The sequence below is a fragment of the Enterobacter sp. RHBSTW-00994 genome (assembly GCF_013782625.1).
Classification (GTDB): Bacteria; Pseudomonadota; Gammaproteobacteria; order Enterobacterales; family Enterobacteriaceae; genus Enterobacter.
Window position 1 is genome coordinate 3,368,040 of record NZ_CP056199.1, and the last position, 13,737, is coordinate 3,381,776.

The following is a 13,737-nucleotide window of genomic DNA, read 5'->3' on the forward strand; positions in this document are numbered from 1 at the left end:
CGTGTTAAAACCGGAATCGTGCTGAGTATAAAAGCGGAAGCCTTCTGAGGCAGACCTTATTTTTATACTATTTACTTAACACAATGATATCAAAAACGTTACTCATCATTAGCACTGTGATAGAAAATCAGGTTTATTCAACAAGACACAAATAATCCCCTTTGTAAATTATGGTTTTTCCTCATTTGATAAAGCAGACGGATAGCTGGTCATTACGCGCCAGGTTTTTTATCATGGTTTTTTCCCGATATCCCAGGTCTACTCGTGCACGAAATATTCGATATGCTGCTGGCGGTTTACGACCGCGCGGCGTTAATGCTCATCTGCCTGTTCTTCTTAATTCGCATCCGCCTGTTTCGCGAGCTTTTGCATAAATCCGCCCACTCGCCAAAAGAGCTGCTGGCCGTTACGGCAATCTTCTCGATGTTTGCCCTGTTCAGCACCTGGTCTGGTGTTCCCGTCGAGGGTTCGCTGGTCAACGTGCGTATTATCGCCGTGATGTCGGGAGGGATTTTATTTGGCCCATGGGTGGGGATCATCACCGGGATTATTGCCGGAACACATCGCTACTTAATTGATATTGGCGGCGTGACGGCAATCCCCTGCTTTATCACCAGTATCATTGCCGGGATCCTTTCCGGGTGGATTAACCGCAAAATTCCGAAAAAGCAGCACTGGCGGGCAGGGATTGTCGCCGGCATGGTGTGCGAAACGCTGACGATGATCCTGGTCGTCGTCTGGGCTCCAACAACTGCACTAGGGCTGGATATCGTGTCTAAAATCGGTATTCCCATGATTTTAGGCAGCGTCTGTATCGGGTTTATCGTGTTGTTGGTACAAAGTGTGGAGGGCGAAAAGGAAGCCAGTGCAGCTCGCCAGGCCAAGCTGGCGCTGGATATCGCGAACAAAACGCTGCCGCTGTTTCGCCACGTTAACGCCGAATCACTCCGTCAGGTGTGTGAGATTATCCGCCGCGATATTCACGCCGATGCCGTCGCCATTACCAACATCGATCATGTGCTGGCCTATGTCGGCGTAGGTGAACACAACTACCGTGACAATGATGACACCGTCAGCCCCACCACCCGCCAGGCCATTAACTACGGTAAAATCATTATTAAAAACAATGATGAGGCATACCGGACGCCTGAAATTCACTCCATGCTGGTGATCCCACTTTGGGAAAAGGGAGTGGTAACGGGCACATTGAAGATTTATTACTGCCATGCACATCAGATCACCTCCTCATTACAGGAGATGGCAATCGGCCTGTCGCAGATTATTTCCACCCAACTGGAAGTCTCGCGCGCAGAGCAGTTACGTGAAATGGCAAATAAGGCAGAGCTCCGCGCGCTGCAAAGCAAAATCAATCCTCATTTCTTGTTTAACGCCCTGAACGCCATCTCCTCCTCCATTCGCCTTAATCCGGACACCGCTCGCCAGCTGATTTTCAATCTCTCGCGCTATCTTCGCTACAACATTGAACTGAAAGATGACGAGCAAATTGATATTAAAAAAGAGCTCTACCAGATTAAAGACTATATCGCGATCGAGCAGGCTCGCTTTGGCGATAAACTCACAGTCATTTACGATATTGATGAAGAGGTTAACTGTGTGATCCCTAGCCTGCTCATTCAGCCGCTGGTTGAAAATGCAATTGTTCACGGCATCCAGCCCTGCAAAGGTAAAGGCGTCGTGACCATCAGTGTGACCGAAAGCGGTAATCGCGTGCGCATTTCGGTACGTGATACGGGTCATGGTATCGATCCGAAAGTCATTGAACGCGTTGAAGCAAATGAAATGCCGGGAAATAAAATTGGCCTGCTGAATGTACATCATCGCGTCAAACTGCTGTATGGGGACGGGTTACATATTCGACGCCTTGAGCCAGGCACTGAAATCGCCTTTTACGTCCCGAATGAACGGACCCCCGTTCACGTACCGATATCACTGTTGCCTTAGGCCGGAGTAATACATGAAAGTCATCATCGTGGAAGATGAATTTCTGGCTCAACAGGAACTGAGCTGGCTGATCAAAACCCATAGTCAAATGGAGATCGTTGGTACATTTGAGGACGGTCTGGATGTGCTGAAATTTTTGCAGCATAACCGTGTTGATGCCATTTTTCTGGATATCAATATTCCTTCGCTGGATGGGGTTCTGCTGGCGCAGAACATCAACCAGTTTGCTCACAAGCCGTTCATTGTGTTTGTCACTGCATGGAAAGAGCATGCCGTTGAGGCATTCGAACTGGAAGCATTTGACTACATTCTTAAGCCTTACCAGGAATCACGCATCGTCAGCATGTTGCAAAAGCTGGAGATGGCCTGGCAGCAACAGGCTGGTACAGCAACCGTCAACGCTAACCCAGCCGCTCGGGAGAATGACACCATTAATCTGGTCAAAGATGAGCGAATTATCGTTACGCCGATTGATGATATTTATTATGCCGAAGCGCATGAGAAAATGACTTTCGTCTACACGCGACGCGAGTCGTATGTGATGGCGATGAACATTACCGAGTTTTGTAACAAGCTGCCTGCGGCGCACTTTTTCCGCTGCCACCGCTCGTTCTGCGTCAATCTGAATAAGATCCGAGAGATCGAACCCTGGTTTAACAATACCTACATTTTGCGCCTGAAAGATCTCGATTTTCAGGTTCCGGTAAGCCGAAGCAAAGTGAAAGAGTTTCGCCAGTTGATGCACTTATGATGATTTCACCCTCTCCCTGAAGAGAGGGTGACGAAGACTAGAGAACCTGACCAAGAACCTGACGCAGGTGTGCACCAGAGCCCAGTAATCCTGGGTTATCGTGAACAATCAGATAGACCGGAATATCCTGTACATAGGGTTTAAAACGTCCTTTATCTTCAAACCCACCGCGAAAACCGGATGACTTAAAAAATTCCAGGAATCGCGGCACAATCCCGCCAGCGATAAACACACCACCAAAGGTGCTAAGATTCAGAGCCAGGTTGCCGCCAAAACGCCCCATGATGACACAGAACAACGACAGTGCGCGGCGACAGTCGGTGCAGCTGTCCGCCAGAGCACGCTCGGTCACGTCTTTCGGCTGCAGATTTTCCGGCAAACGACCGTCAGATTTGACGATGGCGCGGTAAAGATTCACCAGCCCAGGACCTGAGAGCACTCGTTCGGCTGAAACATGACCAATTTCCGCACGCAACTCCTCAAGGATAATGCCTTCTTCTTCGCTGTTTGGTGCAAAATCAACATGTCCCCCCTCCCCTGGCAGGCTTACCCAGCGCTTATCCACATGCACCAGATGCGCCACCCCTAAGCCGGTTCCTGCGCCATAGACGGCAATCGGCTTACCTTCAACCGGTGCAGTACCGCCAAACTGGATGAGATGTTCAGGCTTCAGCATCGGGATCGCCATGGATACCGCCGTGAAGTCGTTGATGATTTCAAGATGCGAGAATCCCAGATTTTTTTTCATCTCAGCAATAGAAAACGCCCATGTATGGTTTGTCATGGCCACCCAGTCACCGGTAATAGGGCATGCAATGGCGATACAACCATCCTCAACGCTAATCTGATGTTCATCCAGATAGACACGCACAACGGCCTCCAGGCTTGGGTAATCCAGTCCTGAATAGGTTTTCGCCTGAGAGATTTCCCCCGTATTCACATCGCACAGGGCAAGGCGCGCATTCGTGCCCCCAACATCACCTACCAAAGCATACTTTGTCATTCTTCTACGGCTCCGCTAAAGTCAGAATAAATCTTTGGGACACTGTAAATTCAAGGCTGGATAACAACAATGTTCTAAAGGGAGTCGCCCCAGGATTGTCGATCCACGTCACAGAATCACTTTACCGTTTCAGCACCTTTTGCACTATTGCGACCAAACTGATTGTGCAAAGTAACGTCATACCGTTTTGTACAAGGAAATCATCATGCTCCACCCGCGAGCCAGAACTATGCTGCTGCTGGCGCCACCCGCGCTGATTATCGGTATTGTGTCCAGCCTGATTTTAATTGTCGTCATGAAAGTGGCATCGGTACTGCAAACGATGCTGTGGGCATCGCTACCGACCACATTTGGTTTCGCGCCTGATTCTTCAGTGTGGACTCTGCTGATGCTGACACTGACAGGTATTGCGGTAGGCCTGGTGATTCGATTTAGCCCTGGGCATGCAGGTCCTGATCCCGCCCAGGAGCCACTGATTGGCGCCCCCGTCACGCCTTCAGCACTGCCAGGATTAATCCTGGCGCTGATTATTGGTCTTGCGGGAGGTGTGAGCCTGGGTCCAGAGCATCCAATTATGGCAGTCAATATTGCACTGGCAGTTTATCTCGGCTCACGTATTTTTCCGCGAGTAGGCGCACTGGACTGGACTATTCTCGCCTCTGCCGGGACTATCGGTGCACTGTTTGGTACACCCGTTGCCGCGGCACTGATTTTCTCCCAGACGCTGAGCGGGAATAACAACGATATTCCTCTCTGGGACAGGCTTTTTGCCCCCTTAATGGCGGCTGCGGCAGGTGCACTAACCACCAGCCTGTTTTTCCATCCCCACTTTTCGCTCCCGATCCCTCATTACGGGCAAATGCAAATCGCCGATATCTTCAGTGGTGCGATTGTAGCGGCTATCGCTATCGCACTGGGTATGGTTGCCGTATGGTGTCTACCACGCCTGCACCGCTTGATGCATAAACTCAGGCATCCGGTCCTGATTCTGGGTGTCGGGGGATTCCTTCTTGGAATTCTGGGGGTCATTGGAGGACATATCACCTTATTCAAAGGGCTGGATGAGATGCAGCAGATGGCATTTAGTCAGGTCTTTAGCACATCAGACTATATGCTGTTCGCCCTCGTCAAACTGGCGGCCGTTGTGGTTGCAGCAGCCTGCGGCTTCCGTGGCGGGCGCATCTTCCCCGCGGTATTTATTGGCGTCGCATTGGGCCTGATGTTACATGAGCATGTGGATGCTGTACCGCTGGCCATTACCGTCTCCTGCTCCATTCTGGGCCTGGTCCTGGTTGTCACCCGCGATGCATGGCTGAGCCTGTTTATGGCAGCAGTGGTGGTTCCTGATACCAACCTGCTGCCCTTGCTCTGTATCGTGATGTTACCCGCCTGGCTTCTGCTGGCGGGTAAACCGATGATGATGGCCTGGAGGCAAGATAAGTAATCAGGCGCTATTACGCGCCTCAAGCGCTTTTGTTATCGCCCCCAGTAGCGGCGGAATGTCTGTTTTTGGCAGCATGACCTCAATGAGAGACAACCTCTCGTGGTGTGCGACTTTATCCAGCACATCTGCCAGCACCTCAGTTTCACTGACACGCCAACACTCAGCCTGAGATTCCAGGCTGAGTGCCTGCGGTATCTGCGTCCAGTTCCAGAGTGCAATATCGTTGTATCGCTGCTCTGGCCCGTGGATCGCCCTTTCAACCGTGTACCCTTCGTTGTTAAGCACCAGAATAACAGGATGCTGATGATCGCGTAGCATTGACCCCAACTCCTGGATAGTGAGTTGCGCCGCACCATCGCCCGTAATCACAACAACTCTACGCTGTGGGCACGCCGTTTGCGCACCAAACGCGGCTGCCAGCGTGTAACCAATCGAACCCCAGAGAGGCTGAACGATAAAATTCACATCAGCAGGTAAGCGAAGGGCAAATGCCCCAAATGCAGATGTCCCCTGGTCAGCAAGGATAATGTCACCAGGACGAATAAAGGTTTGTAGCGTGCCCCAGAAGTTTTCCTGCGTGAGCATTCCTTCGGATGACGCGTGCGGAAACACCCGCGGAGGAGTCGCAGCAATGGGCTTCGCCACGTACTGCCTGCAAAGTTCAGATAAGACATCGATCGCTTGCTGCATGGGAATACCGGTAAACCAGACATCCCCGACGCGCGAAGCATGAGGCTGGACTTCAATGGTTTGCGCTGCCGTAAGTTGATGTGTAAAACCGGCAGTCAGCGTATCCGTAAAACGAGTCCCGATGCACAATACGGTATCAGCACCCTCAATAGCCTCTCTGACAGCATCCGTACTTGCCGAACCACTGTATGTGCCATAAAACCCCGCCTGACGCTCATCAAAAATCCCTTTTCCCATCAGCATCGTGGCGTGCGCCATAGGGACGTCGTTCACCCATTTCTGTAGCGCAGGTTTTAAGCCATGGCGAAGAACCAGGAAATCCGCCAGCAGCGCGGTACGGTTACTGACTTCCAGACGGAACTGCGCGGCATCGCGAAATGCTTTCAGGCAGGCATGATCGGCAAGTATGGGCTTCACAGTGAGAGCGCTTACAGGGGGCGTGGCGGCTTTTTTTGCCACATCGGCAGGTAGCATTAAATAGCCGGGCCGACGTTCACGCATCATGATGGAGAGGACACGGTCAATTTCATAGCAGGCATTTTGCTCGGTGAGTACCGCCTGAGCGACCGTGATCGGCTCGCTCATCTGATAGAAATGGCGAAAGTTTCCATCACCCAGAGTGTGATGCAAAAGCTCACCTTTTTGCTGTACCGCCATACCCGGAGCCCCCACAATATGCAATACCGGCACATATTCAGCGAAGCTGCCAGCAATACCGTTCATGGCACTTAATTCCCCAACACCAAATGTTGTCAGCAGTGCGGCAAAGCCCTTACACCGGGCATAACCATCTGCGGCATAAGATGCATTCAGTTCGTTAGCGCAGCCCACCCAGCAGATATCGGGGCTGTCGATCACATGGTCGAGAAACTGCAGGTTATAATCACCGGGCACACCAAACAGATGATCAGCACCGCAATCTGTAAGCCGGTCCAGCAGATAATCAGCGACGCAATACGGGGTTCGCATAACAGGTGTCCTTCTGACGTTGACCTCACTTTGAGTATTAAAGAAGCGTGATGGCTGTCCAGAAATGGCAGAAAGAAGCGTATGGAAAGAATGCTTTACAAAAAAGGGTGCGTTATTCTCCTTTTCTTCACGTTAGTGTAAACGCATACACTGGCTTTTCTTTTCTGCGCCTGAGGTTACGAGTATGGTTTTTCAGCCTGACAAAAATCGTTATCAGACAATGCAATATCGCCGTTGCGGACAGAGCGGTCTCAAATTACCCGCCATTTCTCTCGGGCTTTGGCACAACTTTGGCGATGCCACGCTAATTGAGAATAGCCGCCAGCTTTTACAACGCGCCTTCGACCTGGGGATAACCCATTTTGATCTCGCCAATAACTATGGCCCACCTCCTGGCTCAGCAGAATGTAACTTCGGACGTATTTTCCAGGAGGATTTTCAACCCTGGCGCGATGAGTTGATTATCTCAACCAAAGCGGGTTACACCATGTGGGATGGCCCTTACGGTGACTGGGGTTCACGTAAATACCTCATCTCCAGCCTGGATCAGAGCCTGAAGCGTTTAGGGCTGGAGTATGTCGATATCTTCTATCACCATCGCCCTGATCCGGAAACGCCGCTGCAAGAGACAATGAAAGCGCTAGACCATGTGGTACGCCAGGGGAAAGCGCTCTATGTCGGACTCTCTAATTACCCTGCGGAACTGACACGCCAGGCGATAGAGATACTTGACGATCTTGGAACGCCCTGCCTTATCCATCAGCCCAAATATTCCATGTTTGAACGTGCCCCCGAAAAAGGATTACTCGGCGTCCTGCAGGATAAGGGCGTGGGGTGTATCCCCTTCTCTCCACTGGCGGGAGGCCAACTGACCAACCGTTATCTGAACGGCATTCCGGCGGATTCACGTGCGGCCAGCGGCAGCAAATTTCTTAATCCTGACCAAATTACGGAAGAAAAACTGGCAAAAGTTCGCCGACTCAATGAACTGGCCGAACATCGTGGTCAAAAATTATCGCAAATGGCGCTGGCATGGATTTTACGCCACGATACCGTGACCTCTGTGCTGATTGGGGCTAGTAAGACTGCGCAAATTGATGATGCGGTTGGCATGCTCGAAAATCGTCACCTTTCTGAAGAAGAACTCGCTGCCATTGAAACGATTTTGACCTGTACAGAATAAGAGCTCTTTTAGCAAAACGTGCTCCCTTTTGTGAATTCGGAGTTGAGGCGATGAAACGGGGCTTTACCGCCCCGTAATATTGCGTTAACAGGCCGCATAAAGGCCCCGATCGTGAAGGAGAAGAGTATGTTCAGGTCACTGATTCTGGCTGCAGTATTACTGGCTGCAGCGCCGCTGGTTGCTAATGCAGGCGAGATCACCCTGTTGCCATCCGTAAAATTACAAATTGGCGATCGTGATAATTACGGTAACTACTGGGACGGTGGCGGTTGGCGCGACCGTGATTACTGGCATCGTAATTATGAATGGCGTAAAAACCGCTGGTGGAGGCATGATAATGGCCGTCATCGCGGCTGGGACGATCGCAGAGCCTATGAGCGAGGTTATCGTGAAGGCTGGAGCGATCGCGATGACCGTCGTGGTGATTGGGGTCGCGGGCGTGGTCATGGTCACGGCCACCACTGATGATTAAAAAAGGAGCCTTACGGCCTGAGGGATCCCCAGAAACATCATCAATACACCATGATGATGTTTCGATAGGCCCTTGCCATATCTGCATATACCCTGTCGGGGTTCATCCCCGACAGGAGCCCCGGTGACTGCCGGATGACATTTTCACTCAATGTCAGATACGACAGCACCCTGCGTGATTTCTCACTATTCGCCTGGAACCATCGATTTATTCCCTTACTTTCAAGGTAATATCCCGTCAGCCATAGGATGATGCTGTAGAGAACTGCAACCAGGCAAAGCACGGATAGTCTTTTTTCTCCCCGACTTTTACTTGCCCGCAGTCCCAGCCCATAGCGCTCGCTTTTTTCATCTCTGAAGTTCTGTTCTATCTGCATACGGCGACTATAAAGTTTAACTATCTCGCGTGGCTTATATTCCATCAGGCTGGTAAAAAGCAGCCACGGTTCACGCGCGTTTTTACGGTACATCCTGTCTGTTTTGGGGTAATGCTGACTGCTTTTCCTGCCCGTCGCCCGCTTATGCACGGTGTAGAAATGTCCCGGGCAGGCACGACTGGCGTTGCGTGCCAGTCGCCCGAATCCCGGATAACGCGCCGTTGTTGATGACGCAACATCCCGCGCCATCAGCCACTCTTCATCCCCGATGACCTGAAAACAGAGGCTGTCCCTGACTCGTCCAACAAAATCCCAGCCCAGAGAGCGGATGTGATGAAACCAGCTACTGCGAAACCCGGCATCCGTCACAATGATGACCTGTTTATCTTTACCGACAGCCGTTGCCATCTGGTCAAGAAACGCGTTCTGGATGGCAGAGTTGTTCTGGTAGCGGGAGGAAATGACCTTACTCATCAGTGGGATAGCCCTGCCATCACACAATAAGCTTGCCCGCAAAACACTGAGTTCTGATGAAGGATAGCCACTCCAGTCCACGGCAATGACACAAACTGAAAGGCTGTGCGTGAGGCGGGATACAGGCTGCTGGTAGACGGAGGGAATATCACTGAACATCAGGTCGCTGTTGAGGTGCCGATCAACACGCTTAATCTTGTGCTTAACACGTGCGGGGCCTGGCAGGTATCTGCCGATGCTGGTAAGAGAAAGCGAAGCACCACGTGTCAGGGCCACGGTCATATCGAGCAGGGCGTTTTTACGGTACTGATGAATGGAGTTCAGGGACTGGCTGAAAAATTTATGGCAAACTTGTGAAGCAGGCATAGAGGAGTGACCTTACTTTTTGGTGGAACACTAAGTAGATCACAACCTTCTATGCCTGTCTTTATTTATGGGGAGCCGTCAGGCCTTGCGGCTCCTTTTTTATAACCCTAATGCAGTCCCCACCAGCAACCACAGATTCAACGCCACCACCACTACCACGATAGCCCACCCTGCCCGTTTCACAAGAGTGGTATTAACCAGATCGCCCATCAGCGATTTATTGCTGGTAAAGATAAGCAGAGGAACCAGCGCAAGGGCAATACCAAAACTCAGTAATACCTGGCTCATTACCAAGATACGCGTCGGATCCAGCCCCATCAAAATCACAATAAACGATGGCAGCATGGTGACCGCACGACGAACCCACAGGGGAATATGAAAGCGAACAAACCCCTGCATAACGACCTGACCAGCCAGGGTCCCCACCACCGTTGATGAAAGGCCTGCCGCAACCAGGCTCAGACCAAAAATAGTTGCTGCGGCATGGCTGAGTAATGGTTCGAGCGTCAGATATGCCTGATCGAGATCGGCAATACCTGTATGCCCGTTGAAATGAAATGCCGCAGCAGCTGTTGCCATCATCGCCAGATTGACAAAACCGGCGATGGTCATGGCAATCGCCACATCCCATTTCGTCGCAGAATAGCGCTGCTGCCGTGTGCCACCATGCAAGTGCTGCGTTAACGAAGAGTGCAGATAAATCACATGTGGCATGATCGTGGCCCCAAGCACACCAGCTGCGAGAAACACCGCCTCTGAGGTCGGTAAATCAGGAATTATCATCCCTTTACTTAACTGCGCCAGGTCAGGTTGCGAGAAAATCAGCTCGACAATATATGCGGCCGCAACAAACAGCAGCAGGCCACCGATCACTTTCTCAAGCGGTTTTTGCCCGCGGCGCTGCAACATAAGAATAAGGAAGGTCGCTATCCCGGTCAGCACAGCGCCCTGCAACAGAGAAACGCCAAGAATCAGCTTGAAACCAATTGCTGCGCCGATAAATTCAGCAAGGTCAGTCGCCATGGCAATAATTTCGGCCTGAACCCAGTAAAGCCAGACAGCAGGACGAGGATAATGATCGCGAATTTGTTCCGCCAGGTTTTTACCTGTTGCGATACCTAGCTTCGCGGAGAGCATCTGAATCAGCATGGCCATCAGGTTTGCCCAGACAACCACCCACAGCAGTTTATAGCCGTAACTGGCCCCGGCCTGAATGTTGGTCGCAAAATTACCCGGATCGATGTAGCCAATGGCGGCAATGAATGCCGGTCCCATTAATGCAAAGCGCAACTTGCGTGCCGCTCTGCCACTGCTACTCTCAACGCGACTGTTTGTCATCTCTGCCTCAGAAATATAGCCTTTGCTATGTTTCATGCTATCAAAATGAGAATGATTATCAAGTTCATTTATAATGTTTAACGTGATATCTCTGATAGCTAAAAACGATAGAAGGGCTGAAAGATGTGAAGGGTTGTCACAGGCGATGCAATCGCACAGTCAATTTAAAGCGTAACACACAAACGTAACTTTTCACTCATTTACTCAACATAACAGAAATGTATAGTTGATCACTATTTTTGAGACTCGTCACAGGATGTAACTATAGTGTGCCCTTGATCTCGTTTTCTTTGTGCTTGTTACATAGAATGTGCACGGAAATTAAACCTGCCTCATATTTGGAGCAAATATGGACCGCGTCCTTCATTTTGTCCTGGCACTTGTTGTCGTTACTGCACTTGCATTGCTGGTCAGCCATGACCGCAAAAAAATTCGTATTCGCTATGTTGTTCAACTGCTGGTTATTGAAGTTTTACTTGCGTGGTTCTTCCTGAACTCCAACGTAGGCCTGGGCTTCGTGAAAGGCTTCTCCGAAATGTTCGAAAAACTGCTCGGATTCGCTAACGAAGGAACCAACTTCGTCTTCGGCAGCATGAATGATCAAGGCCTGGCATTCTTCTTCCTGAAAGTGCTTTGCCCTATCGTCTTCATCTCCGCACTCATCGGTATCCTGCAGCACATCCGTGTTCTGCCTGTTGTTATCCGTGCGATCGGTTTCCTGCTATCCAAAGTGAACGGCATGGGTAAACTGGAATCTTTCAACGCCGTAAGTTCCCTGATCCTCGGTCAGTCTGAGAACTTCATCGCGTATAAAGATATCCTGGGCAAGATGTCCCGTAACCGCATGTACACCATGGCGGCAACCGCAATGTCCACCGTTTCCATGTCTATCGTGGGCGCGTATATGACAATGCTGGAGCCAAAGTACGTTGTTGCAGCGCTGGTTCTGAACATGTTCAGCACCTTTATCGTGCTGTCGCTGATCAACCCATACCGTGTTGATGCCAGCGAAGAAAACATCCAGATGTCTAACCTGCATGAAGGCCAGAGCTTCTTCGAAATGCTCGGCGAATACATTCTGGCAGGTTTCAAAGTTGCGATTATCGTTGCCGCAATGCTGATTGGTTTTATCGCACTAATCTCTGCACTGAACGCCCTGTTCGCCGCCGTACTGGGCATCTCCTTCCAGGGAATTCTTGGCTACATCTTCTACCCAATTGCATGGGTAATGGGTGTCCCGGCTCACGAAGCACTGCAGGTCGGCAGTATTATGGCGACTAAACTGGTTTCCAACGAATTCGTAGCCATGATGGATCTGCAGAAAATCGCCAGCACGCTCTCCCCGCGCGCAGAAGGCATTCTCTCCGTGTTCCTGGTCTCCTTCGCTAACTTCTCTTCCATCGGGATCATCGCCGGTGCGATTAAGGGCCTGAACGAAGAACAAGGTAACGTGGTTTCTCGCTTCGGTCTGAAACTGGTATACGGTTCTACGCTGGTGAGCGTACTGTCTGCATCCATCGCAGCACTGGTACTCTAATCCAGACAATAAAAAACCGGGAGCCAGGCTCCTAATGCCAGTCAGTTAAACAACTGACTGGCCCTTTTTCGGGGCTGTGGTATACCTCCAGAGCCTCTCCTTTACCCCTCTCGGGAAGGCTCTTTCCCTCCGGGGCGGTAACGTTGCCAATTGCCCCATACTTTCAAGATCACGCCTCAGCTCCGGGATTCTCCTCGGTGAAGCGCCCTGCAGGGTCATCAGCATTCCGCATGATTCTGAGAAGCTCAACTGATTCGGCCAGCATCCTTTCAGGTGCATCGCCATCTTAATCATCTGATATCTCACCAGATTATAAACCAGCAAGACGCCCCACAGCCCCTGCTCCACAAGCTCCGGCTTTTTACTTCTCAGCGTCAGTCTGCTCAGCTGCATCGTCTGTTTTATCTCCCCGTATCCCCGTTCAATCTCCCAGCGATGACTGTACAGGTCTGCCATTTCTCCACCAGGGCAACGCATGGCATCCGTCATTGATGTCAGCAGATGACAGACTTTCCCTTTGCGCGTCACGGTCAGCAGGCGGGCTGTCATTTCGTTCCCCAGACCCGGCTACTTTTTTCGTGCCTGTGGACTGGTTTTCAGCGTTACCAGATGGTCGCCTTTACCCAGTTTTCTGATCTCTTCATACTGTGCCCCTTTTCTGAGCAGGGTCATCCAGTGCCGGTGTTCTCCCGCCGGGTTCCAGGCATTCAATAACTCCAGTGAGTAATAACCTTTATCCATTAACGTCAGGGTGTTACCGCAGGTTTGCTCTATAAGTTGCTCTGCAAGCTCATTTTCGCTGTTTTTCATTGTGCCGAAGGCCGCTGCCGTCAGCAAATGGCTGGTCAGTTCTATCTGACAGACCATTTTGGCCTGCGGATAGAGTGCAGGGTTCCAGCCATGCGTCTGGCGGGCGAAGGCTGCATCGTTCTCTGGTGTGTCCGGTGTGCCCCAGAACACACCATCAATGGCCAGCAGGGTCAGCACGCACCAGTTCGGGTGCGGCGTGGCGATACCGGATTCCTCAAGACAGCGGGAAATCAGTTCCGGGTCCAGATATTCGCCCAGAGAAGTCAGAGGGTTATGCAGGGAATCGTAACGGGATACCAGATCAAGAGCCTGTCCAATGTGCATAAAAAATCCGGAAACGGGTGAGCATTTCCGGATTCTTA

The 13,737-nt window shown here is 51.1% G+C and carries 10 protein-coding genes and 1 pseudogene; 6 read left to right on the plus strand and 5 right to left on the minus strand.

Annotated features, from left to right (window positions below; genetic code table 11):
• Positions 1-264 precede the first annotated feature (264 nt).
• Together HV346_RS16150 and HV346_RS16155 are read left to right on the plus strand one after the other, a co-directional pair.
• Complete coding sequence (locus tag HV346_RS16150) at positions 265-1,962, plus strand: sensor histidine kinase (protein WP_181620293.1); 1,698 nt, start codon at positions 265-267, stop codon at positions 1,960-1,962.
• A 13-nt stretch (positions 1,963-1,975) separates the two neighbouring features.
• Positions 1,976-2,713: a LytTR family DNA-binding domain-containing protein gene (locus HV346_RS16155; protein ID WP_181620294.1), complete on the plus strand. Its 738-nt coding sequence runs from the start codon at positions 1,976-1,978 to the stop codon at positions 2,711-2,713.
• 37 nt (positions 2,714-2,750) lie between these two features.
• Here HV346_RS16155 and glk read toward each other — a convergent pair whose 3' ends face one another.
• On the minus strand, positions 2,751-3,716 hold the full coding sequence (gene glk, locus HV346_RS16160) for a glucokinase (protein WP_181620295.1): 966 nt from the start codon (positions 3,714-3,716) through the stop codon (positions 2,751-2,753).
• 205 nt (positions 3,717-3,921) lie between these two features.
• Between glk and HV346_RS16165 the strand changes: the two genes are divergently transcribed.
• Positions 3,922-5,160: an ion channel protein gene (locus tag HV346_RS16165; protein WP_181620296.1), complete on the plus strand. Its 1,239-nt coding sequence runs from the start codon at positions 3,922-3,924 to the stop codon at positions 5,158-5,160.
• Here HV346_RS16165 and ipdC read toward each other — a convergent pair whose 3' ends face one another.
• A complete protein-coding gene (gene ipdC, locus HV346_RS16170; RefSeq protein ID WP_181620297.1) occupies positions 5,161-6,819 on the minus strand; it encodes an indolepyruvate decarboxylase in 1,659 nt (552 codons plus the stop codon).
• Between the two features lie 184 nt (positions 6,820-7,003).
• On the opposite strand from ipdC, the gene mgrA reads away from it, so the two are divergent.
• Both mgrA and ypeC read left to right on the plus strand, forming a co-directional pair.
• Positions 7,004-8,002 carry an L-glyceraldehyde 3-phosphate reductase gene (mgrA, locus tag HV346_RS16175; RefSeq protein ID WP_181620298.1) on the plus strand — a complete coding sequence of 333 codons (999 nt, stop codon included), beginning with the start codon at positions 7,004-7,006 and terminating at the stop codon, positions 8,000-8,002.
• A gap of 126 nt (positions 8,003-8,128) precedes the next feature.
• Positions 8,129-8,467 (plus strand): DUF2502 domain-containing protein YpeC, encoded by a 339-nt coding sequence (gene ypeC, locus HV346_RS16180; RefSeq protein WP_181620299.1) that lies wholly within the window; start codon positions 8,129-8,131, stop codon positions 8,465-8,467.
• A gap of 47 nt (positions 8,468-8,514) precedes the next feature.
• Here the strand turns inward: ypeC and HV346_RS16185 are convergent, their stop codons facing one another.
• A complete protein-coding gene (locus tag HV346_RS16185; RefSeq protein ID WP_181620300.1) occupies positions 8,515-9,690 on the minus strand; it encodes an IS4 family transposase in 1,176 nt (391 codons plus the stop codon).
• Between the two features lie 99 nt (positions 9,691-9,789).
• A complete protein-coding gene (locus tag HV346_RS16190) occupies positions 9,790-11,028 on the minus strand; it encodes an Nramp family divalent metal transporter (RefSeq protein WP_181620301.1) in 1,239 nt (412 codons plus the stop codon).
• A gap of 349 nt (positions 11,029-11,377) precedes the next feature.
• Between HV346_RS16190 and nupC the strand changes: the two genes are divergently transcribed.
• Positions 11,378-12,565, plus strand: a complete 1,188-nt coding sequence (nupC, locus tag HV346_RS16195) for a nucleoside permease NupC (RefSeq protein ID WP_181620302.1) — start codon at positions 11,378-11,380, stop codon at positions 12,563-12,565.
• 45 nt (positions 12,566-12,610) lie between these two features.
• Here nupC and HV346_RS16200 read toward each other — a convergent pair.
• A pseudogene (locus tag HV346_RS16200) lies at positions 12,611-13,699 on the minus strand (IS4 family transposase).
• Between the last annotated feature and the right edge of the window lie 38 nt (positions 13,700-13,737).